This is a genomic window from Brachybacterium sp. J153 (genome assembly GCF_036311905.1).
GTDB lineage: Bacteria > Actinomycetota > Actinomycetes > Actinomycetales > Dermabacteraceae > Brachybacterium.
In genome coordinates this window covers 19,737-42,692 of sequence record NZ_JAZDCH010000007.1, presented here as the reverse complement: position 1 = coordinate 42,692, position 22,956 = coordinate 19,737, and the positions used below count along the sequence as shown (strand labels likewise).

The 22,956-nt window shown below is 73.2% G+C and carries 15 protein-coding genes; 7 read left to right on the top strand and 8 right to left on the bottom strand.

Annotated elements, in window-relative coordinates; translation table 11 throughout:
• Positions 1-81: 81 nt before the first annotated feature.
• From V1258_RS04575 to V1258_RS04565, 3 genes are all read right to left on the bottom strand, one after another.
• Positions 82-1,617 carry an ABC transporter substrate-binding protein gene (locus V1258_RS04575; protein ID WP_329748551.1) on the bottom strand — a complete coding sequence of 512 codons (1,536 nt, stop codon included), beginning with the start codon at positions 1,615-1,617 and terminating at the stop codon, positions 82-84.
• A 117-nt stretch (positions 1,618-1,734) separates the two neighbouring features.
• Entirely contained in the window at positions 1,735-2,442 is a 708-nt protein-coding gene (locus V1258_RS04570) for a DUF624 domain-containing protein (protein ID WP_329748550.1), read from the bottom strand.
• Position 2,443: 1 nt separating this feature from the next.
• Positions 2,444-3,103 carry a DUF1961 family protein gene (locus V1258_RS04565; RefSeq protein WP_329748549.1) on the bottom strand — a complete coding sequence of 220 codons (660 nt, stop codon included), beginning with the start codon at positions 3,101-3,103 and terminating at the stop codon, positions 2,444-2,446.
• Positions 3,104-3,523: 420 nt separating this feature from the next.
• On the opposite strand from V1258_RS04565, the gene V1258_RS04560 reads away from it, so the two are divergent.
• The 4 genes from V1258_RS04560 (at position 3,524) to V1258_RS04545 (ending at position 9,574) form a co-directional block, all read left to right on the top strand.
• Complete coding sequence (locus tag V1258_RS04560) at positions 3,524-4,522, top strand: LacI family DNA-binding transcriptional regulator (RefSeq protein ID WP_329748548.1); 999 nt, start codon at positions 3,524-3,526, stop codon at positions 4,520-4,522.
• 215 nt (positions 4,523-4,737) lie between these two features.
• Positions 4,738-5,916: an L-rhamnose isomerase gene (gene rhaI / locus V1258_RS04555; RefSeq protein ID WP_329748547.1), complete on the top strand. Its 1,179-nt coding sequence runs from the start codon at positions 4,738-4,740 to the stop codon at positions 5,914-5,916.
• A gap of 128 nt (positions 5,917-6,044) precedes the next feature.
• Positions 6,045-8,087: a bifunctional aldolase/short-chain dehydrogenase gene (locus V1258_RS04550; RefSeq protein WP_329748546.1), complete on the top strand. Its 2,043-nt coding sequence runs from the start codon at positions 6,045-6,047 to the stop codon at positions 8,085-8,087.
• Positions 8,084-9,574 (top strand): rhamnulokinase, encoded by a 1,491-nt coding sequence (locus V1258_RS04545; protein ID WP_329748545.1) that lies wholly within the window; start codon positions 8,084-8,086, stop codon positions 9,572-9,574. The genes V1258_RS04550 and V1258_RS04545 overlap by 4 nt, the downstream gene beginning before the upstream one ends.
• A 6-nt stretch (positions 9,575-9,580) precedes the next feature.
• On the opposite strand, the gene V1258_RS04540 is transcribed toward V1258_RS04545, so the two are convergent.
• Together V1258_RS04540 and V1258_RS04535 are read right to left on the bottom strand one after the other, a co-directional pair.
• Complete coding sequence (locus V1258_RS04540; RefSeq protein WP_329748544.1) at positions 9,581-10,594, bottom strand: LacI family DNA-binding transcriptional regulator; 1,014 nt, start codon at positions 10,592-10,594, stop codon at positions 9,581-9,583.
• Positions 10,595-10,660: 66 nt separating this feature from the next.
• Complete coding sequence (locus tag V1258_RS04535) at positions 10,661-11,989, bottom strand: ABC transporter substrate-binding protein (RefSeq protein ID WP_329748543.1); 1,329 nt, start codon at positions 11,987-11,989, stop codon at positions 10,661-10,663.
• A gap of 359 nt (positions 11,990-12,348) precedes the next feature.
• Here V1258_RS04535 and V1258_RS04530 point away from each other — a divergent pair, with 359 nt between their 5' ends.
• The 3 genes from V1258_RS04530 (at position 12,349) to V1258_RS04520 (ending at position 17,464) form a co-directional block, all read left to right on the top strand.
• Positions 12,349-14,628 carry an alpha-L-rhamnosidase gene (locus V1258_RS04530; RefSeq protein WP_329748542.1) on the top strand — a complete coding sequence of 760 codons (2,280 nt, stop codon included), beginning with the start codon at positions 12,349-12,351 and terminating at the stop codon, positions 14,626-14,628.
• 373 nt (positions 14,629-15,001) lie between these two features.
• The gene (locus V1258_RS04525; protein WP_329748541.1) at positions 15,002-16,363 is read left to right on the top strand and encodes an ABC transporter substrate-binding protein; all 1,362 of its coding nucleotides are present in this window, start codon (positions 15,002-15,004) and stop codon (positions 16,361-16,363) included.
• 168 nt (positions 16,364-16,531) lie between these two features.
• Complete coding sequence (locus tag V1258_RS04520; RefSeq protein WP_329748540.1) at positions 16,532-17,464, top strand: hypothetical protein; 933 nt, start codon at positions 16,532-16,534, stop codon at positions 17,462-17,464.
• Here V1258_RS04520 and V1258_RS04515 read toward each other — a convergent pair whose 3' ends face one another.
• The 3 genes from V1258_RS04515 to V1258_RS04505 all read right to left on the bottom strand — a co-directional run bounded on the left by V1258_RS04515 (position 17,465) and on the right by V1258_RS04505 (position 22,853).
• Positions 17,465-20,137 (bottom strand): glycosyl hydrolase, encoded by a 2,673-nt coding sequence (locus V1258_RS04515; RefSeq protein ID WP_329748539.1) that lies wholly within the window; start codon positions 20,135-20,137, stop codon positions 17,465-17,467. It lies immediately after the preceding gene.
• A 92-nt stretch (positions 20,138-20,229) separates the two neighbouring features.
• Positions 20,230-21,498 (bottom strand): Gfo/Idh/MocA family protein, encoded by a 1,269-nt coding sequence (locus V1258_RS04510; protein WP_329748538.1) that lies wholly within the window; start codon positions 21,496-21,498, stop codon positions 20,230-20,232.
• The gene (locus V1258_RS04505; protein WP_329748537.1) at positions 21,495-22,853 is read right to left on the bottom strand and encodes a Gfo/Idh/MocA family protein; all 1,359 of its coding nucleotides are present in this window, start codon (positions 22,851-22,853) and stop codon (positions 21,495-21,497) included. Before V1258_RS04505 ends, V1258_RS04510 begins: the two co-directional genes overlap by 4 nt.
• Between the last annotated feature and the right edge of the window lie 103 nt (positions 22,854-22,956).

The following is a 22,956-nucleotide window of genomic DNA, read 5'->3' as shown; positions in this document are numbered from 1 at the left end:
GAGTGGGCCGGGACCGTGGTTTGTCTTTCTTCGGAGGGGTTGGGGGGGGGGGGCGCCGAGAGCGCCCCGCCCCGCGGACCGTCAGTTGGAGCCCGCCTGGAAGAGCTCGTTCATCTCGTCGATGACCTGCTGGCCGCCGCTGCTGGTCCAGCGCTCGAGCTCGGCGGTCAGACCCGCCTCGTCGATCTGGCCCGCGAGGTACTTCAGGCGGGCGTCGACCACGATCTGGTCGAGGATCGCGCCGTTCTGCAGGTAGCTCTTGGACATGTAGGCGGCGCCGGGATTGAAGACGGCGTGCTCGAGGTCCGCCTCGTGGAAGGCGAGACGCTTCTCGGCGAGCTCCTTCTCGGGCTCCCCCTCGGGGCGGGCCGGGTAGCCGAGGTAGCCGTTGGACTGCGAGCCGATCTGCGCGAAGGCGGAGATGTCACTGGCGATGAGCGTCGCCTCGTCGGACTCGATCGGGATCGACTCGCCGCCGTCGACCTCGTAGTTCACGCCCTCGATGCCGTTGTTCAGCAGGCGCTGGCCCTCCTCGGACGAGAGCTTGTCCAGGGCGGTGAGCACGGTCGCGAGCTGCTCCTCGTTGGGGACCGAGGCCTTGGGGATGGTGAGGTAGCCGGCGTAGCCGGGGGTGGGCAGGGCCCAAAGGGTGCCGTCGGGGTTCTTGAGGTTGCCGACCATGGTCACCTTGTTGCCGTAGCCCTCGGGGTCCGCGTCCTTGAACAGGCCCATGAGCTGGCCGCCGCGCGAGGAGACGTCGGCGATGATGCCGCCCTTACCGGTGAAGAAGGGCTCGTTCCAGGTGGCGGCGTCCATCGTCGCGAAGTCGGCGTTGATGTGACCGGCCTCGACCATGGCGCGCATCGACCGGTTCGCCTCGACGAACTCGGGCGCGAGGAAGGCGGGCGACAGGGTGCCGCCCTCGTCCTTCCACACGTTGGCGGTGCCGTGCCAGGTCTCCCACAGGTCGTAGGGGCCGTTGTTCCCGTACCCGTTCCAGGCGGGGATGATCAGACCGGTCGTGGCGGAGCCGTCGCCGGCGGGGTTGTCCTCGGTGAAGGCGCGGGCGATCTCCATGAGGTCGTCGGTGGTCTCGGGCTCGGCGAGGCCGAGGTTCGCGAGCCAGTCCTTGCGCAGGATCACGGCGGCGCGCATGGCATCGCGGAGGCGGAAGATGCCGTAGGTGCGGCCGTTGATGCTCGCGCCGTGGGCCACCTCCGCGTTCTCCGGGGTGAGGTTCGGGTAGTCGGCGAGGATGTCGGTGAGATCCCAGTAGCCGCCGGCCTCGGCGGTCTGTGCGAACTCGGCGGACTTGCCGGTCTGCACCATCACGTGGGGGATGTTGTCACTGGCCATGGTGACTGTGACCCGCTCGCCGTAGCTCGAGTTGGGGACCCAGGTGATGTCCAGCGGCATTCCCACGAACTCCTGAATGGCCTGCTGCAGCTGGCCCTCGGGGTCGGGGGCGGTCTCGGAGAGCAGCGGCGCCATGATCTTCAGGGTGGTGATCTCCGCGGTGGAGCCGGAGCCCCCGCCGGAGGATCCCCCGCAGGCGGCGAGGCCGAGGGCGGTGGCACCGGCGGCAGCGCCGCCGAGGAGGGTGCGACGAGAGAACATCGTGGGTCCTTTCACAGGGCGCCCGAGGGGCGCGGAGGGGAGACGCGGCGGCGATGCCGGGCCGGGAGTCCGACCGCCCTGGTGGGCGGCGGGATGGGTGGTGCGGTCGGGGGGAGGTCAGGCCGACGGGGTCGGGCCGACGCGGGTCGACGGGGACAGTCCCGAGCGGAGGAGGGGCGTCGGTGCGCCCTCCACAGATCGGGAGAGGGGCGCGGGGCGGGGTGCCTCCGCGTCGGCGAGCAGCTGCTCGTTGCGGTCGAGCGACCGCCCGACCAGGTGCTGGGACAGCAGGACCGGGACGCCGACCCCGAGGAAGGGGATCAGGCCCGGGAGCGAGAGGGCCGCCCCGCCCCAGAGCAGCAGCACGGCGGCGAGCAGCAGCGTGGTGGGCAGCTGGGCGAGGGCGAGCAGGGCCGAGCGCGGCAGCACGTCCAGGGCCTTCAGGTCGTGGCGCAGCTCGACGGAGGGGATGTGCAGCAGTGCGGCGAGCAGGAGGATCGCGCCGATCGCGGCCGGGGCGCGCACGGCGAGCGGGGCACCGGAGGCGGTCAGGGCGCCGATCCCGAGGAGGAGCAGCAGGGCAGGGGCGCCGAGGGTCAGCTGGGAGCGCCAGAACTGTGCGCGCCACACCTCGGCGGCGCGGCGGAGGGTGATCCGCTGTCCTCGCTCGGCGCGGGCGGCGGCGTCGGTGACGGCGATCGTGGCGGGCGCCCAGCCGAGGATCACGCCGCCGGCGAGGGTGCCGAGCAGCCACAGCCCCTGGAGGAGGACGGCGCGCAGCAGCAGGTCCGCGGCGGTGCCGAGGGCTCCGGTGATCCGGTCCATGTCAGATCGCCTCCACGAGGAGGTCGGAGTACTCGGCGATCAGCGGGGCCATCTGCCGCAGGCCGATCGCGCCGCCGCGCCGGGCGGGACCGCCGACGGTGCCGTCGTCCCGCCAGCGCAGGCAGTCGATCCCCTCGATGGCGAACGTCAGCTCGGGTCCGCGCCAGGTGAGCTCGAGGCGGTAGTCGCGGTCGGCATCGAGGACGGCGGGCAGCGGGTCGGCACCCTGGGCGACGAGGTGGAAGCCATGGCTCTTGCGGACGTTGCACGTGTGCAGGCTGCGCTCGGAGTCCCACATGCGGCGGTAGTAGGAGAGGTGGTAGGCGTCGATCGCGCCGGAGTGGTACTGGTCGTACTCGCCGGTGCGCGCGGGCAGCTCGGGATGGTGGATCGAGCGGCCGTCGCGGGCGCGGGCGGCCCAGAAGATCATGGCGAGACCGGGCTCGCGCAGGGGTCGGAAGCCCCAGCTGATCCGCACGTCGCCCTCGTGCTCGACGGGGAGCCAGGCGACGAAGTTCGCGGCCTGCCCCGCGGCGGGGTCGGCGGCGCTCTCGAGGCGGAGACGCCCCTGGGGGAAGGTCGCGACCATCGGCCCCTCGACGCGCCAGTCGGCGATGTCCTCGGGCGCGGACAGGGACCGGCGATACAGCTCTGTGCTCATCGGAGGGCCTCCTCGTCCGCTCGTGCCGGGGCCCGGCGGTGGGCGTCCTCGGCGATGCGCCTCACATCTTGAACCGTTCCAAGTTGGGCGTCAACCGCTTTCCTGGAACTCGTTCCGATGGTCCTGCGACGCTGAGCCGAGTGACCGTTCACTCAGATCCGACCGCACGCAGCACCAGGCCCCGGAAGGATCCGGGCCATCCTCCCCTGAGCTGGGCTGCGCGGTACGAGACCGGTTCCCGTGGCCCTCTCGACCTCTCGCCATACCTGTCACTCGGACGACCCCGAAGAATTCTCGGATGAACGGTCACCCGTTGTGAGATCGTGACCTCGGGAGCGCCAGAGACGGCGCCGCGCAGGCCGATCCGTCCGGTTCCGCAGCCCGCCCCTCCCCCGCGCCGGAGCCGTCCGAGGAGACCCCATGCAGAACGCCCGTCGGCCCACGATTCGCGATGTCGCGCGCCTCGCCGGCGTCTCGCACCAGACGGTCTCGCGCCATCTCAAGCACGATCCGACGGTCTCCCCGATGCTGGCCGCTCATATCGATCAAGCCGTCGCCCAGCTGGACTATCGCCCGAACCTCGTGGCCCGCGCGATGCGGAACCGTTCCACCGGTCGTCTGGCGCTGGTGCTCCCGGCGGGCGACGGCCGCAGCCCCACGGAGGTGCTCGCCGGCGCGAACGACGCCGCCCAGGAGGCGGGCTTGGCCCTCGAGGTGGTGACCCTCCCGTCCGGCGAGCTGGAGGGCGGCCGCGTCGCGGAGCTCGCCGACTCGGGGCTCTACGAGGCCGTGCTCTCCCTCACCGACCTGCCCGGCGGCGGGCGGGAGCGGCTGGGCACGGTCCCGATCATCTCGGCCCCGGTGTTCGACCGTCGTCTGCGGGGCGTGGGTCCGCTCTCCGAGGCGAACCGCATGACCGAGCTGGTCCAGGGCCTCGCCGACCTCGGCCATCGCGAGCTGCTGCACCTGACGGGGGACCGCGGCCACCCCTCCTCCCAGCGTCGGCGCGAGGCCTATCTCCATGCCGTGGACGACCTCGGGCTGCGCTCCGCCGGGGTGATCGACTGCGGCTGGGACCCGGAGGTGGCGCGCCGGACGATCCTCGAGCTGCCGGCGGACACCGCCACCACCGCCGTGCTCGCCGCGGACGACGTGGTCGCCGCCGGTGTGATCCGCGGGGCGCGGGAGCGGGGCTGGAGGATCCCCGAGGACCTCAGCGTGACGGGATGGGACGACCTGCCCCTCGGTGCCTGGATGTCGCCCTCACTGACCACCGTCTCGATCGACAACCACCGTCTAGGCGCGGAGCTGCTCGAGGAGCTGCTGCGGGTGATGCGCGGCGAGGACCCTGCGATGAACCGGCCCACGATCACGCGGCTCGTCTGGCGCGAGTCGACCGGGCCGGCGCCGGCGCGCTGAGCACCAGCCCGCCACCCCGCATCACCCCGAGCCGGCCCTGCACCGGCCTGGAACGCACACCCGGCGAGCTCACCCGGCGCGGGATGACGCCTTCCCAGCCGCCGCGCGCCGTGCTACCGTCCTGTTGAGTCGTTTCAACATGTCGTGTCCCCCGGGGACATGACCCGGCCCCGCCGTCACCGTCGATCGGCGCGGCCCGTCCCCCAAGGAGCACCATGACCACCCCCGCTGTCCTGCCCGACGCCGTCGCCCGCGACCTGCGCGAGTTCTCCATCGAGGTGCCGAGCTGGGCCTACGGCAACTCCGGCACCCGCTTCAAGGTGTTCTCCACCCCCGGCACCCCGCGCGACCCCTTCGAGAAGATCGCCGACGCCGCGCAGACCCACGCCCACACCGGGCTCGCCCCGCGCGTCTCGCTCCACTACCCCTGGGACAAGGTGGAGGACGTGGCCGCGCTGCGCGCCCATGCCGAGGGCCTCGGCGTCACGCTCGGCATGATCAACTCCAACACCTTCCAGGACGACGAGTACAAGTTCGGCTCGCTCACCCACTCGGACGCCGCGATCCGCCGCCGCGCGATCGACCATCACCTCGAGTGCCTCGACGTGATGCGCGAGGCCGGCTCGCACGAGCTGAAGATCTGGCTCGCCGACGGCACCAACTACGCCGGTCAGGATTCGATCCGTCGCCGTCAGGACCATCTCGCGCAGTCGCTGCAGGAGATCTACGCGGGCCTGCGCGAGGGCGAGCGGCTCGTGCTCGAGTACAAGTTCTTCGAGCCGGCGTTCTACCACACCGACGTCCCGGACTGGGGCACGAGCCTCATGCACTGCCTGGCGCTGGGCGAGCAGGCCCAGGTGGTGCTGGACACCGGTCACCACGCCCCCGGCACCAACATCGAGTTCATCGTCGCGCAGCTGCTGCGGCAGAACCGGCTCGGCGCCTTCGACTTCAACTCCCGCAACTATGCCGACGACGACCTCATCGTCGGCGCCGCGGACCCCTTCCAGCTGTTCCGCATCCTCTTCGAGATCGTGCAGCAGGACGCCCACCGCCCCGCCTCGGGCGTCAATTTCATGCTCGACGAGTGCCACAACCTGGAGTCGAAGATCCAGGGTCAGATCCGCTCCGTGCTCAACGTGCAGGAGACCCTCGCCAAGGCGCTGCTGGTGGACCGCGAGGCCCTCGCCGATGCGCAGGAGCGCCACGACGTGCTCGAAGCGCACGGCATCCTCATGGACGCCTTCTGGACCGACGTCCGCCCGGCCCTCGCGGCGCTGCGCGAGGAGCAGGGCCTGCCGGCCGATCCCTTCGCCGCCTTCCGCGCCTCCGGCTACGAGGCGCAGATCGCCGCGGAGCGTGTGGGCGGGAACCAGATGAGCTGGGGCGCCTGACGCCCCTCGGCCGATGGGGCAGCCCCTTCGGCCGATTCGACCCCCTCAGTCCGACCCCCTCAGCCCTCTCCCGCGCCTCGGCACCGCCCGCCGATCCGCCTGCCCCACCACCCCAGGAGCCCCGTGCCATGACCACCGCCCGCGAGACGATCGACGCCCTCCTCGCCCGCTCCAACGCGCTGGGATCCGACCCGGCCAACACCAACTTCGCCGGGGGCAACACCTCCGCGAAGGGCACCGACCTCGACCCCGTGACCGGGGAGGAGACCGAGCTGCTGTGGGTCAAGGGCTCCGGCGGGGACCTCGGCACCCTGCAGGAGAAGGGCCTCGCGGTGCTGCGCCTGGACCGTGTACGCGCCCTGGTCGACGTCTATCCCGGCGTCGAGCGGGAGGACGAGATGGTCGCCGCCTTCGACTACTGCCTGCATGGCAAGGGCGGGGCGGCTCCGAGCATCGACACCGCGATGCACGCCCTCGTCGACGCCGCGCACGTGGACCACCTCCACCCCGACGCCGGCATCGCGCTCGCGACCGCGGCCGACGGCGAGCGCCTCACCCGCGAGTGCTTCGGCGACGCGGTGGTGTGGGTGCCGTGGCGTCGGCCGGGCTTCCAGCTGGGCCTGGACATCGCCACTCTCCAGCGGGAGAACCCCGCCGCGATCGGCTGCATCCTCGGCGGGCACGGCATCACCGCGTGGGGCGCGACCAGCGAGGAGGCGGAGGCGAACTCGCTGCGGATCATCGCCGAGGCCACGGCCTTCCTCGCCGAGCACGGCACCGCCGAGCCCTTCGGCGCCCACGACCCGGCTCGAGCCGCCCTGCCCGAGGCGGAGCGGCGCGCGAAGGCGTCGGCCCTGTTCCCCGTGATCCGCGGGCTCGCCTCCACGGACGCCCCGATGGTGGGCCACTGGACCGACAGCGAGGACGTCCACGAGTTCCTCGCCAGTGAGAAGCTTGCGCCGCTCGCGGAACTCGGCACCTCCTGCCCCGACCACTTCCTCCGCACCAAGGTGAAGCCCCTGGTCCTGGATCTCCCCGCGGACGCCTCCGTCGAGGACTCCATCGCGCGCCTGGCGGAGCTGCACGCCGCCTACCGCGAGGACTACGCCGCCTACTACAACCGCCACGCGGACGAGGACTCCCCCGCCATGCGCGGGGCGGACCCCGCGATCGTGCTGGTCCCGGGCGTGGGCATGTTCTCCTTCGGCGCCGACAAGCAGACCGCGCGGGTCGCCGGTGAGTTCTACGTCAACGCGATCCACGTGATGCGCGGCGCGGAGGCCGTCTCGACCTACTCCCCCATCGAGGAGTCCGAGAAGTTCCGCATCGAGTACTGGTCGCTCGAGGAGGCGAAGCTGCAGCGCCGCCCGAAGCCCAAGCCGCTCGCGGCCCGCGTCGCGCTCGTGACCGGCGGCGGCTCCGGGATCGGCAAGGCGACCGCGACCCGGCTCGTGGCCGAGGGCGCATGCGTGGTCATCGCGGATCTGAACCTCGAGAACGCCCAGGCCACCGCCGAGGAACTGGGCGGCCCGGACTGGGCGGTCGCGCTGCGGGCGGACGTCTCCGACGAGCAGGCCGTGATCGACATGGTCGCCGAGGCGGTGCTGGCCTTCGGCGGGCTGGACCTCATCGTCAACAACGCGGGGCTGTCGCTGTCCAAGCCGCTGCTGGAGACCACCGCGAAGGACTGGGACCTCCAGCACGATGTCATGGCGCGCGGCAGCTTCCTCGTCTCTCGCGAGACCGCGCGGGTGATGATCGCGCAGGCCATGGGCGGGGACATCCTCTACATCTCCTCGAAGAACTCGGTGTTCGCGGGCCCGAACAACATCGCCTACTCGGCGACGAAGGCGGATCAGGCCCATCAGGTGCGGCTGCTCGCCGCCGAGCTCGGGGAGCACCAGATCCGCGTCAACGGCATCAACCCCGACGGGGTGGTGCGCGGCTCCGGCATCTTCGCCGGCGGCTGGGGCGCCTCCCGCGCGAAGGTGTACGGCGTCGAGGAGGAGAAGCTGGGCGAGTTCTACGCGCAGCGCACGCTGCTCAAGCGCGAGGTGCTCCCGGAGAACGTCGCGAACGCCGTGTTCGCGCTGACCGCCGGGGACCTCTCGCACACCACCGGTCTGCACGTGCCGGTCGACGCGGGCGTGGCCGCCGCGTTCCTGCGATGAGCGGCACGGCTGCCGCAGGGCCCACCGGCCCCCACGCGGTCGCGGCGATCGACCTGGGGGCGACCTCGGGGCGGGTGATGCTCGGCGTGGTCTCCCGCGGCCGCATCGAGCTGATCGGCGCGCACCGCTTCGAGAACCGTCTGGAGACCCGCGAGGTCCATCTGAGCTGGGATCTCGACGCGCTCTGGGCCGAGATCCAGCACGGCCTCTCCGCCGCCCACGACCTCGCCCTGGTGCGCGGCCTGCCGGGGCTGAGCTCGATCGGCGTCGACTCGTGGGCGGTGGACTACGCGCTGATCGGCCCCGACGGGGAGCGGGTCGGCGAGGTGATCGCCTACCGCGATGACCGCACCGACGCCGTCGCGGACCGCCTGGCGGAGACGATCCCCGCCACGAGGCAGTTCGCGCTGACCGGCATCGCCCAGCAGCCCTTCAACACCCTCTACCAGCTCGCGGCCGACGACCGCCTCGCGGACCTCCCCGCGGGGACGACGGCGCTGCTGGTCCCCGATGCGATCGGATTCCTGCTCACCGGCGAGCGCCGCACCGAGCTGACCAACGCCTCGACCACCGGAATGCTCGACGCGGGCGAGGCGGCCTGGTCGCCGGAGATCCTCGCCGCCGCCGGGGTGGATGAGGGCCTGTTCGCACCGTTCATCGCCCCGGGCGAGGTTCTCGGCACGGTGCGCCCGGAGCTCGGGGCCCGCCTCGGCATCGGCGAGGTGCCGGTGATCGCCGTCGGCTCCCACGACACCGCCTCCGCCGTGCTCGCGGTGCCCGCCCGCGAGGAGGACGCGCCGGTCGCGTTCATCTCCTCGGGCACCTGGTCGCTGATCGGCCTCGAGCTCGCCGCACCGGTCGCGACCGAGGCCGCCCACCGGGCCGGTTTCACGAACGAGGGCGGCGTGGACGGCACCGTCCGTTTCCTCAAGAACGTGGCCGGGATGTGGCTGGTCAGCGAGTCGATCCGGCAGTGGGAGGAGTCCGGGGCCCGCGTGGATCTCGACGACTTGCTCGCCGCGGCCGCCGTCGTGCCCGGGGACCGCTTCCGCATCGATCCGACCGATCCGCAGTTCCTCACCCCCGGGAGGATGGCGGACAGGGTGCGCGACGCCGCGCGGCCCCTCGGTGAGGACGAGTTCCCCCGCACCCCCGCCGAGCTGGTGCGCTGCATCCTCGAGTCCCTCGCCGAGACCTACCGCGACGAGCTGCAGGCCGCCTGCCGCCTCGCCCGTGTGGCGCTCCCGGACCGGCTGCACGTCGTGGGCGGAGGCAGCCGTAACGCCCTGCTGAACCAGCTCACGGCCGACGCGCTCGGCATCGAGGTCATCGCCGGGCCGATGGAGGCGACGGCGCTCGGCAACGTCGCGATCCAGTCCCGCGCCCTCGGCGCCGTCCCCGACGAGCCCGGCGCGATCCGTCACCTGGTGCGGGCGAGCGTGGAGCTCGCGGGGTTCAGGCCGTCGGGCTCGCAGGGCGAGCGCTGATCCCCCTCAGCCCGTCGTCGACTCGCGCTCGACGAGAGTCGGCGTGAAGCTGACCTGCCGCGGCGGGGCGTCGTCGCTGAGCACCTGCTCTTCGAGCAGCGCCAGGGCGGTGCGGCCCATGAGATCGGCGGGCTGGGCGACGGAGGTCAGGGGCACGACGGTCGAGCGGGCGAAGGCGATGTCGTCGTAGCCGACGAGCGCGATCTCCTCGGGCACCGCGACCTGGTGGCGGAAGGCGAAGGCCTGCAGCACGCCGACGGCGAGCAGGTCGTTGACGCAGAACACCGCGTCGGGCCGCTCCGCCCGCGGCCGGGCGACGATCTCCTCGCCCACCGTGCGGCCGGCGAGGACGCTGAGGTCGTCGGCGTCGAGCACCTCGATCTCGGCGCCCGCCTCGGCGGCGGCCTGCTGCGCTCCGCGCAGACGATCCGCGACCTGCCGCAGGTCGCGACGGGGGGCGAGCACGCCGATGCGCCGTCGGCCGATCTCCACGAGATGCTGCACCGCGATCGCACCCCCGGCGACGTCGTCGACGCTCACCGAGGAGCCGCCCGCGGCGTCGGCCCCGCTCTCCACGAGCACGACGGGCGTGCCGCGGCGACGGATCCCGTCGACCAGGTCCCGGGTCCCGCCGGCGGAGGCGAGCAGGATGCCCCGCACCCGCTGCTCCTCGAACAGGGACAGGTACAGGCGCTCGCGCTGCTCACGGTTCCCGGTGGAGCCCGCGATCACGGCGAGGGACGAGGCCTCCGCGGCGGACTCGATGCCGCTCACCAGCTGCGCGTAGAAGGGGTTCCCGGAGTCGAGCACGATCGCGCCGACGGTCCGCGAGGTGCCCACCTTGAGCTGGCGGGCGGCGTCGTTGCGCACATACCCGAGCTCGGCGATCGCCGCCTCGACCCGCTCGCGGCGGTCGGGGGAGACGATCTCGGGCCGGTTGAGGACATTCGAGACCGTGCCGACCGACACCTGCGCGGCGGCGGCGACCTCTTTCATGCTCACCAGTCGTCCTGCGGCCATGGCCCTCCCTCGTCCCGCAGGTGGCCCCGTGTTCGGGGTCGCCTGGGGTGACAGTATCGCCCCGGGTCAGCCCAGCAGGCTCTGCGCCTCGTCGACGACGGCCTGTGCGGCGGTCGCGGGGTCGCTGCGCCCGAACAGGACGTCCTCGGCGTGGCGGGTGATCGCGTCGTCGACCGCGCCGCCGCCGGGCGGGGTGAGCGGCGGCGCCTCGCCCAGCTCCTCGGCGATGGCCTCGATGAAGTCGACGGCCTTGCGGTCGGACTCGCCGAGGTCGCCGACGATCGCCTCGCGCACCTCGAGGTTCGCAGGCACGCCGCGCTCGACGAGCAGGATCTTCCCGGCATCGGGGCTGTTCACCATCCAGTCGACGAAGGCGACGGCCGCCTCGGCGTTCTCCGAGCTCGCGGAGACCGAGAAGTACATCGACGCCTTGTACCAGAGCTTCGCCTCGGCGGCCGAGCCGGTCATCGACGGCATGCGCAGCACGATCGCGGTGCCGCCGAGGGACTGGTCGAGGGTGACGACCTGGTTGGACCACTGGGCCTGCAGGCCGCACTTCCCGGTCGCGAACAGGGTCTGGTCGACGGTCTGGCCGGCTTCCTCGACGGCGATGGACGCCTCCGGGGCGGCACCCGAGTCCTGCAGGCGCAGGGTGAGCTCCCACCAGTGGGCGAGCTGCTCGGCGGTGTAGCCGACGCCGCCCTCGGCGCTGAAGCGCTCCGCGCCGAGCTGGCGCAGGAAGACCGTCAGCGGAGGGCCGCCGGCCGTGCCGAACTGCTGCACCCCGTAGGTCCCCTCGGGCGTCGCCTCGGAGATGCGGGTGGCGATGTCGACGAGGTCGTCCCAGGTCCAGGTGGTGTCGTCGGGCAGGTCGACCCCCGCCTCCTCGAAGACGGCCGGGTTGGCGAGCAGCACCGGCGCGTTGATGCCCGCGTTGATCGCATAGAGGCCACCGTCGACGCGCCCGGCCTCGAGGGCCGAGGGATCGAAGGCGTCGGTGGTCAGCGCGGTGGTGGAGAGGTCGGTGAGGATGCCGCGGCTCGAGTACTCGGCGAGATACCCCTCGTCCATCTGGATCACGTCCGGGGCGTCGCCGCCGGCGACCTGGGTGGCGAGCTTGTCCCAGTAGCCGCCCCAGTCGCCGGGCTCCGGCGAGATCGTCACGTCCGGCGCGACCTCCTGGTACGCGGCGAGGGCCTGCTGGGTCAGCTCGTCGCGCTTCGCGTTCCCCCACCAGCCGAAGCGGAAGGAGTTCCCACCGCCGGCGTCGGAACCGCCTCCCCCGCCGCCGGCGGCGTTCGGGCCGCACGCGGCGAGGCCCAGCAGGGCGAGCGAGGCGGCGGAGGCGCCGAGCACGCTGCGGCGACCGACGGCGAGCGGGAGGGAGCGGGGCATGACGATCTCCTTCGATCGGGACGGGGCGGGCTGGTGCATCTGCCGACGGCGGCGCTGCGCGCCTGGGTCGGTCGGGCGGCCCGGCCCACGTGAGATGACGGACAGGATAGGACGCCGTCTGAAACGTGTAAACCGCTTTCCGGGCCTCGATCACCTGGTCGGATGCTCTGGCACTCCTCCTCGAGGCCTGGAATACTCATCCTTGCTTGAGTCGTTTCATCAGGCCGCCCAGCTCACTGCGATCCGGCACTCGTCGTTGCAGCACCGCGCACGCCGCCGTTGGCGCCCGAGTCCCCCATCCCGACGACACCGATCCGAACCGCCCCTCACCCGACGATGTGATCCGAGGACCGCACCCCATGTCGCACACCCCCGACACCACTCCCTTCCCCGCCCTCTCCGCGGCGACAGCGATCGCCGCACCGGATCTCGGCAGCCGCGCGCCGGTGCTCGCCCGCACCGTCGGCCTCAAGCAGCCGGCCGCGCAGGTCGCCTCGGCCCGACTCCTCGCGACCGCCCACGGCGTCTACGAGGCGCAGGTCAACGGGCTCCCCGTCGACGAGTCCGTGCTGAACCCCGGCTGGACCGTCTACGAGTCGCGACTGCAGGTGCAGGAGGTCGACGTCACCGCGCAAGTTCGCGAGGGCACGGACGAGGTCGCGCTCACCGCGCTGCTGGGCCGCGGCTGGTGGAACGGCGACTTCGGCTTCGGCGAGGAGAAGACGAACTACGGCGAGGACAACTCCTTCCTCGCCGCCCTCGAGATCACCTACGAGGACGGCGCCACTCAGGTCGTCGTCACCGACGAGTCGTGGACCGCGACCGCCTCCGCGATCACCTTCGCGACCATCTACGACGGCCAGCACGAGGATCGTCGCTTCGCGGCGGGTGATCCCCAGCCGGTGGTCGTCGCCGAGATCGACCGGGCCAGCCTCGTCGAGCAGACCTCGCCCCTGATCACGCGCCACGAGTCGCGTCGGCCGGAGAGGATCTGGACCTCCCCGTCGGGGCGGACCCTGCTCGACTTCGGGCAGAACCTCGTGGGCTGGCTGCGCTTCACCGTCACCGGCCCCGAAGGCACCGAGATCACGCTGCGGCACGCGGAGGTGCTCGAGCACGAGGAGCTCGGCACCCGGCCGCTGCGCACCGCGAAGGCCACCGACTCGCTGATCCTCGCGGGCGATCCCGACGGCGAGGCCTTCGAGCCGACCTTCACCTTCCACGGCTTCCGCTACGCCGAGGTCACCGGCTGGCCGGGCGAGCTCACCGCCGACGACATCGAGGCGGTCGTCGTCCATTCGGACATCGAACGGACCGGCTGGTTCGAGAGCTCCCACGCAGGTGTGAACCAGCTGATCAGCAACTCGATCTGGTCCCAGCGCGGCAACTTCCTCGCCGTCCCCACCGACTGCCCGCAGCGCGATGAGCGCCTGGGCTGGACCGGCGACATCGCCGCCTACGCCGCGACCGCCGCCTACCAGTTCGATGTCAACGACTTCCTGCACAACTGGCTGCTCGACCTCCACGCGGAGGCCTCTCTCCCGCCGCTCAGCTTCGTGCCCTTCGTCATCCCCGACATCCTCAAGTTCCGCCGGGACGAGTTCGGGCCCTTCGCGGGCCAGGAGCCGAAGGAGATGCCCACCGCCATCTGGGGCGACGCCTCGGTGTGGGTGGCCGAGGCGCTGTGGACCGCCTACGGCGACCTCGACCGGCTGCGCGCCCAGTACCCCGGGATGGTGCTGCACCTCGAGTCCGTGGAGCGGGCCCTGTCCCCCAGCGGCCTGTGGGACGAGGGGTTCCAGTTCGGTGACTGGCTCGACCCGGACGCCCCGCCGGAGCGCGCGGCCGACGCGAAGGCCGACAAGGCTGTCGTCGCGACCGCCTGCCTGGTGCGCTCTGCCCGCTTCGCCGCGGAGACCGCGCGCCTGATCGGCGAAGCCGACGGGGCCGAGCGCTGGCAGGCCCTCGCCGACCGCACCCTCGCCGCCTTCACCGAAACGTACGTGGGCGAGGACGGCATCATCCACTCGGACTGCGCGACGGTGTACGCCCTCGCCATCGCCTTCGACCTGCTCGAGCCAGCCACCCGCGAGAAGTCCGCGGCGCGCCTGGCCGAGGTCGTCGAGGCGGCGGGCTACAAGGTCTCCACCGGCTTCGCCGGGACGCCCTTCGTGACCTGGGCGCTCTCGGAGACCGGGCACGTGGAGCACGCCTACCGCCTGCTGCTCGAGGAGGGCTGCCCCTCGTGGCTCTACCCCGTCTCGATGGGGGCGACCACGATCTGGGAGCGCTGGGACTCGATGCTCCCGGACGGCTCCATCAACCCCGGCGAGATGACCAGCTTCAATCACTACGCGCTCGGCGCCGTCGCCGACTGGATCTACCAGGTCGTCCTCGGCATCCGCGCCGCGGAGCCCGGCTACCGCCGCATCCGGATCCAGCCCACCCCGGGCCCCGGCCTCGACTGGGCGAAGGGCGCCTACGACTCGGCGGCCGGGCGCATCGAGGTGTCGTGGTCGCAGTCGTCGGCCGACGGCGGCTTCCGCCTCGAGGCCACGATCCCCGACGGCGTGGAGGCGGACCTGGTGCTGCCCGACGGCACCACCCGCACCGTCACCGGCGGCACGCACACCCTCTGACCGACGGGGCGCGGCGCGCGGCCGGCCGGGTCGCGCCGACCCCCGATGACGGCGCCTGGGGGGGGAGGGGGTGGGGGAAACGGTCCCACGAGGGACATCAACGCCCAGCGACAACGCACTGGGGGGAGGCGTTTGGGAAAAAATCTCCCCCCCAGGACCCCGTAACTCTGCGGTAGCCGCCAGGCCGCAGCGGGCAGCGGCGGCCGACGCCATCCGGCCCGCGTCCCACCCGCGTCCCGCAACCTTCGGAAACCGCTTGACCACGGTGAGCCCCTCCCCCATCCTGCCGAGGAAGACCACCCCCGGAGCCGCCGTTCCCACGTGAGCACAGCGGTTCGCGCCCGGCACCGCCGCCGTCCCGATCGGAGACCCCATGCACTCTCAGCACACCTCCCGCACCCAGCCCAGCCGTCGCGCCGGGCACGGCCTGCGCCCCCAGCTCAGCCGGCGTCGCGCCCTCGCGCTCCTCGCCGCCTCCGCCGCGGTGCCCGCTCTCGCCTCGTGCGGCCCCAACAGCGGCGGCTCCGAGGCGGGCGGGCTGCGCATCTACTGGTGGGGCGCGGAGCTGCGCGCGGGCCTGACCCAGGAGGTGCTGGACCTCTACAGCGCCGATCACCCCGATGTCACGCTCTCGCCGGAGTACAGCGACTGGTCGGGCTACTGGGACAAGCTCGCCACCCAGACCGCGGGCGGCACCGCCCCGGACATCATCCAGATGGACGAGGCCTACATCGACTCCTACGGGACCGAAGGTTCGCTGCTCGACCTCGAGTCGGTCGAGGGCCTGGACCTCTCCGGCATGGACGAGGCGATCCTGGAGACGGGCCGCCTCGCCGACGGCCGACTCGTCGGCGCCCCCAACGGCTTCAACCTCTACGCGACCGGCATGAACCCGACCCTGCTCGAGACGGCCGGGATCTCCCTGCCGGACGACACCACCTGGACGTGGGACGACTTCCTGGCGCTCTGCCAGGAGCTGTCCGAGTGGGGGAAGTCCTCCGGGGAGCAGGTCTTCGGCACGAGCGGCTTCGGCGGCGGCTCGGGCGACCTCGCCGCCTGGGCGCGGCAGACGAACAACGAGCAGCTCTTCCCCCGCGAGGACGAGCAGGGCGTCACCAAGGACACCATCGTCTCGCTGCTCGACTTCTCCCTCTCCCTCGCCGCGACCGGAGCGGCGCCCGCCGCCGCGGCGCAGGTCGAGAACTCCTCGGCGAGCCTCGAGCAGGGCATGTTCGCCACCAACGGCTGCGCCTTCCAGCAGGTGCCGAGCTCCCAGATCCTCACCTTCCAGGACTCCACCGGCGAGCCGCTGAAGCTGCTGCGCATGCCGGCGCGCACGAGCGGCCAGGCGAACATGGTCAACAAGGCGTCGATGTACTGGTCGATCGGTGCGAAGACCGCGGACCCGGCGGCCGCCGCGGCCCTCACCGGTTTCATGCTCACCGACCAGAAGGCCGCGGAGATCCTCAAGATCGAGCGCGGCATCCCCGCCTTCCCGGCGGCGCAGGAGGCGGTGCGCCCGCTGCTCACCGAGAACGAGCTGGTCTCCCTCGACTTCGCCCTCGAGATGCAGGAGGAGGTCGTGAAGCCCCCGGTGGTCACCCCGGCGAGCGCCGTCGGCTTCGGCGACGAGTACACCCGCATCGCCGAGGAGGCGCTGTTCGAGCAGCGCTCGACCTCCGAGGCGGCCGACGAGATCCTCGAGATCCTCGCCGGGATGCAGCCGGAGCGCTGAGCGCGGGAGCCGGAACCGGCGCGAGAGCCGAAGCCGGCACGGGTGCTCGAGCCAGGGCCACGGCCTATGCTCGCGAGGAGCAGCGGGGGACGACTGCGGCAGCACGAGCGACCCCGCCGACCCTGACCCACGGGATGCCCCGGGGTCTCGCGCCGCCCGGAGGTCCCGATGAGCACCATCCCCGCACCTGCCGTCCCCCGAGCCTCCGCATCCCGCGGCTCGGGCTGGATCGCCCGGGTCGTGACCGGGCTCCTCGGCCTGGTCCTCACCCCGATCTCGCTGCTGCTGATCAGCTGGGGCGGCTCCGCCTGGCAGAACCATGTGCTCCGGAACCCCTGGGCGTTCAGCGTGAGCGAGTTCCTGGCCCTGCCGAGGGCGTCGCTGTACGTCGCCGTGCTCGCGGCGGGGCTGCTGCTGCTCGCGGCGGTCGTGCTCTCGGGGCTCATGAGCTCCGCGGGGCTCCTCGCGGGCGGGGCGACGGGCTTGATCTCCCTGCTGTTCCTCGCGGTGCCGGCGCTCACGTTCGCCCTGGCGCGGGTCCTGCCGGGGACCTGGTCCCTCGCCGCGGCCACGAGCCTGTCTCACGGCCTGCCGCTCTCGGTCGGGATGCTGCTGGGCGGCATGGGGATCGCGCTCGTGCTCGCCCGCCGCGGCAGCCGCACCCATGTCGCCCTGCACGTGGTGGGGGTACTGCTGGTGCCGCTCGTGTTGCTGGTCGCGGCGGCGCTGCTGTCCCAGGGTCTGGCGATGGGCCCGATGCTCGCGCTGCGGACCTTCGATGCGTCCTTCCGCGTGCTCCCCCTCCTGCTGATCCTCGCCGGGGGCGTGCTGCTCGTGCCCGCGGCGGTGGTGACCCGATGGTCCCCGTTCGCGCTGGTCCTGCCGGCCCTCGCCCTGCTCCTGCTCTCGGCCTCGACGCTCCTGCCCGCCACGATCGTCCCGCTCACGTCCCTCGCCGCCCGGCTCGAGGCCGGGGCGATCCCGATGTACGCGACGCTCGGCGGGGCGGGCCTCGCACTCGCTGTCGTGATGGCCGCGCACACGCTGGTCATCGCGGTGGTCGGCCGCGGGACGGCGCGCGCGGAGGCCGCCCGTTCCTGATCAGCCGAGGCGCAGCAGCGGCACGGCGCCGAGGCCGACAGCTGTGCCGTCCAGCAGCCGGTCGAGCTGCTGCATCTGGAACCGCTCCCCGTAGGCGGCGTGCGCGGCGGCGACCATCGGCCCCGCGTGCGCGTCGACGGCCGACGCGGGGGCGGTCGTCCCGTGGAGCACGAGCCGCAGCGTGTGCTCGCCCGCGCCGAGCTGCCCCGTGAGGTCGAGCCGGTACGGCGGCCGCCACAGGATCCCCTGCTCACGCCCGTCGAGCTGCACGATCGCGATCTCCCGCACCGGGGCCTCGAGCAGGGCGCGGTAGCCCATCGCCCCGGGCGTCGGCGCGAGCGGGGTGCCCTCGCCGAGGTCCAGCACGATCCGGCCCGCGGCCTGCTCCGCGGTGAGGGTCAGCGTCGTCTCGAGGATCAGCGGCTCCCGGTCGGCGATCTCAGCGCCCGGGAGCAGCAGCGGCAGCTGCACGGCAGCCGGCTCGCGGTCCCCGTGGGTGAGGGTCCAGGGTCCGAGGAGCGGCACGGTCGTGCCCGGCTCGAGGTGATCGGGCGCGGCTGCTGCGGGTCGGTCGGCCGACGCGACGAGCAGCACCGCCTCGTAGGGCTCGAGGCGCAGCGCGCCGCCGTCGGCCGGGAGCGCACGCCGCACCCCGGTCGACGGATCGACCGCGACGAGGTGCGGCCGCGCCTCGCGCAGGGTCAGGCGCAGGGTGCGGGGCGTGGGGCCGGTGTTGGCGAGGAAGTAGGCGTCGCCGTCCTCGAGCCGGCGCCGCACCACGCCGATCTCGCCGCCTCCGCCGACGATCCGCACCGGCGGGTCGAGCACCGCCTGCAGCGCCGTGGTCAGCGGGTTCGTGCCGGCCCGACCGGCCTGGCGGGCGGCGAGGGAGAGCTGGGAGTGGTCGAGCGCGGCGGTGCCCGCGACCGCCTCCGCGAGCCGCGCGACGGGGGTGCCCGCGGGATAGGCCGGGGAGTCGACGGCCAGGACCCTGCCGCCCGCGGCGCGCACCCGGTCGAGCCAGCGCGCGGTCGCCGCGGGCAGCCGCGTCACGTGCGGCAGGACCACGAGCGGGTAGGCCGTGGGGTCGAGGGCCTCGAGCGCGTCGTCGTCGACCAGGTCGAGGTCGTAGCCGGCGCGGCGGATCGCGGCGGGGATCTCCTCGCCGATGTGGGCGCGGCAGGCGCGCCACAGGTCGTGGCCGGTGCCGAGGCGGGAGCGGACGTCGGCGTAGGGCAGGTAGAGGGCCACGTCGGCGCCGGGTCGGCCGAGGCGCAGCGCCCCGCTCAGCCGCGTGAGGTGGTCGGTGAGCTCGCCCATCGCGGGCCACCAGGTGTTCCGGTCATCGAGGGCGCCGGCGGCGTAGAAGGTCCAGCCGAGGCCGGGGGCGTCCGGCGCCGAGTACGGCCAGCCGTGGCCGACGAAGCCCGTGATCCCCAGCAGCAGGTGCTCGTGCGCCTCGCCGAGCAGGTCCAGGGGCGTCGCCCGGAAGGACGGGGAGTGCACCCAGGTCCACACCTCGCTGGTCACGACCTCGCGCGCATCGAGATGCGCGGCCGACGAGGCCCAGCGGGACTGGGTCAGCGAGGTCCAGCCGGCGCCCTCGCCCTCGATCAGGTGGGCGCGGCGCTGGGCGCTCAGCGTGATCGGCGGCTCGCCGTAGCCCTGCAGGCGGAAGCGCACCCCGTGCTCCTCCGCCCAGTCGCGGCAGGTCTGCACGAATCCCTCCTCGACCAGCTCCGAGAGGGTGAGGCCGAAATCTTCGCGTAGCGTCGCGGAGTCGGGGCCGTCGACCGTGAGCAGGTGCAGCAGCGGGAGGAGGTCGTAGCCGCGGCGGGCCCGGAACTCCTCGGGCAGGGCTGGGGTCCAGCTCGCCTCGTACACCTCGAGGCTGTCGCAGAAGACGCTGCCGAGCAGCTCGGCGGGGACGGCGTCGAGGATCCGCCCGCCCACGTGGTCGAGGTGGTGGCGCACCGCGGCCGGGTTCAAATGGTCGAGCACCGGCCCCTCGGCGCCGGCGGCGGCGCGCTTGACCTGCTGGCCGGTCGTCTCGGACCAGGTGATCAGCAGGGTGCGGGGGCCGCGGCCGACGGGGATGCGCACGCGGGCGCCGGGGGCGACTGCGTCGGGGGCGACCGCAGCCGCGGTGCCCCCGAGCGCGGCGGGACCGTCGGACGAGACGGCACCGTGGCCCGCCAGAGGCTCGAGCGGCAACGGCTCCCAGGTACGCGGCGGGTACCCGTCGCCGAGGTGCACGGCGAGCGGGGCGTCGCCGGGCCAGGTCGGCACGATCTCGAGGGTCAGCGCCTCGGGGCCGAGGTCGCGCCGCTCGGAGCGCACCCGTCGCGCCGCGTGCTCGGGGCCGATGTGCCCGCCGCCGTAGCTCCAGCCCGAGCCGAGGGTGACGTCGAGGCGCAGCCCAAGGTCGCGGGCGGTCTCCGCCGCATGACGGACGTGGCCGAGCACCTCGTCGGAGAGGTAGTCCGGGGCGCCCTCGCGCAGCGGGTAGACGAACGCGATCTCCGCCCCGCCGAGCCCGGCCGCGGCCATCGCCCGCAGCTCGCGGTCGATCTCGGCGTCCTCGACGTCGGGACCGAACCACCACCAGCGCATCATCGGCCGCGCTGCAGGGTCGGGGGTCTCGAGACGGTCGAGCAGCTGGCGGACGGTCATGACTCTCCGGGGATGGCGACGGGGACTGTCGGGCGGCGGACGACGCGAGGCGCGGCACCGGCGGGAGGAACCGTCGGCACCGCGCCCGGTGCTCAGGAGGCGGGCGGGGTCCAGGTCGCGATCGCGTCCTCGCGCGCCCAGGGCAGGCCGAGGCGGGAGAAGGGCACCCCTCGGTCGAGGGCCTCGAGGAGCGCCTCCTCGATGCGGTCGACGACCGGGTGCGCGGCCTCGCCGTCCCCCTCCCAGGTGACGGAGGAGGGGTCGATCGGCAGCGGATCGGGCACGGACTGGATCGCCTCGAGCACCGCGCTGAACGCCCCGGTCGAGGCGAGGGGGCTGATCAGCGCGACCTGCGGATCGCGGACGTGGGCGAGGAGGTTCTCGACCAGGTCACGGCGCGGGAACTCGCGGGCCGTCACGGTGCCGTCGGCGGCGGTGACCTCCGCCCGGTCCTCGGTGTACCAGAGGCGGGCGGAGCCGTTCTCGCCGAGGACCTCGACCCACGGCGCGCCCTGGGTCGGCGCGGTGGTGGTGAGCGCGGCGAGGACCGTCGGCCGGGCGGGCTCGCCCGTGCCGCCCGGGGCGGGCTCGACGCGCAGGAAGCTGGTGTCGTCGGCCTCGATGTCGTGGGCCCGACGCAGCTCCGTGGTCACCCGGGCGACGTCCTCGACGCGGGTCATCCCGGCGATCGCGAGGGCCGCGTGCACCGAGTGGGCGAGCGGGTTGGTGGCGACGCCGTCGGCGACCCGTCGGCCGTCGAGCCGGCGCCGGCCCGCCCAGCGGGAGCGCTGGTAGTAGGCGCGATCGCGCTGCCACGCCCCGTAGGCGCGGACGGCGCGGACCGCTCCCAGCTGCCCGGTCGCGATGAGGTCGATGAGCGCGCCGACCCCGCCGCCGCCGCGGGCCTGGAAGCCGACCTGCAGGCTGCGGCCCGCGGCGTCGGCCGCCTCCTGGAGGGTGCGCAGCTCGCCGAGCTCCGGCACGGGCGGCTTCTCGAGGTAGACGTGGCAGCCGGCGGCGAGCGCCGCGGTCGCGAGCGGCACGTGCGTGTCGATCGGCGTGGCGATGATGACCACCTCGGGCGAGGCCTCGCCGGGCACCGCCGCGAGCAGCTCCTCGAGGCTCGGGTGGTGGATCGCGGCGAGCTCCGCCGGGGGCTCGGCGATGTCGACCACGCCCACCAGCTCGGCGAGGCCCGCCGCGGTCAGCCGGGCGAGGTTCTCGAGGTGCACGCGGCCGAAGCCGCGGGTCCCCACGAGCGCGACCCGCACCGGGGCCGTGCTCGTCCCCGCACCCGCACCCTGCTGATCGGTCCCGCCGTCGGCGTCGGTCGCCGACGGATCCGTTGCGGCCGGGCTCATGCCGTGGCGCCCGCGGTCGTGCCCTCCCGGCGGAGGTCCAGGCCCAAGAACTCGGCGACGTCGACCGGGAGCCCGGTCGCGAGGGACTCGTTGCCGCAGATGCCGACGCTGATCGCGCGCAGCCCGTCGCGGTGGTCGGAGGGCCGGCCCAGCTCGTCCTCGGCCGGGCCGACGAAGACGTCGCGGAGCAGCAGCGCATCGCCGCCGCCGTGCCCGCCGACGCCCTCCGGGATCTCGACCTCCTGCGCGGCGGCGAAGTGCTTCTGCACCACGAGCCGCTCGCCGCGCTCGCGCACGCCCGAGTCCTCGGTGGTGACGGCGACGGCGCTCGGGTCCAGATGGGGAGACGAGTGCTCGGACTCCGATTTCGCGACGACCTCGGCGCGCTCGATGACCTCGAGCTCGGCCCGGCCCGCGGTGCCGTTGACCGCGACGCGATAGCCCTCCCAGGGGCTGTGTGCGTTGAGGGCGTAGGTGAGGACCGGCCCGCTCGCGTAGTCGACGATCGCGGTGAGGTTGTCCTCGGCGGTGATGCCGGCGTCGAAGACCGAGCGATCGCGGAGGTAGCCGTCGTGCTGCTCGGCCTTCAGGTAGAGGGCCTCGAGCCGCTCGTCGGAGCGGAGATCCAGCTCGAACGGATCATGGGCGCCATCATGCGTGCCGCGCTCGGGCAGGGGCGCCCGGCCGCGGGAGACGGCGGCATCGGCCCCGTAGAAGCGCAGGCCGCCGCGGGCGTAGACCCGCACGGGGGTGTCCGCGATCCACCAGTTCACGAGGTCGAAGTGGTGGGCGGCCTTGTGGATGAACAGGCCGCCGGAGTTGGTCTTGTCCCGGTGCCAGCGGCGGAAGTAGTCGGCGCCGTGCTGCGTGTCGAGCACCCACTCGAAGGTCACGGAGACGACGTCGCCGATCTCACCCGAGGCGATGACCTGCTTGAGCGCGGAGTTCCGGGGGCTGTAGCGGTAGTTGAAGGTGACGACCACGCTGCGGCCGGTGCGGTCGATGGCCTCCTGGATCGAGCGGGCCGAGGGGGCGTCGATCGTGAGCGGCTTCTCGACCACCACGTCGGCGCCGGCGTCGAGGGAGCGCACCACGTGCTCGGCATGGAGCCGGTCGACGCTGGTGACGATCACCCGGTCCACCTTCTCCTCGGCGATGATCGCCTCGAGCTCCTCCGGACCGCCCAGGCGGACGTCCGCGAAGGACGGGACCCGGTCGCGGTGGAACTCCCGACGGGCGGGGTTCACGTCGATCAGGGCCACGAGCTCGGCGACGTCGGCGTGGGGGCCGGCGATCGCGTCGAGGTACATCTGGGCCCGGTGGCCGGATCCGATCAGGGCGTAGCGGGTGCGCATGTCTCTCCTGGGTAGAGCGGTGTGGTGGCTGGGTGGCGGTGGGGGCGGGCGTGGGCGAGGCCGGCGGACGTGGCGCGGTGGGGCGCCTTCGCTCAGAACCCCC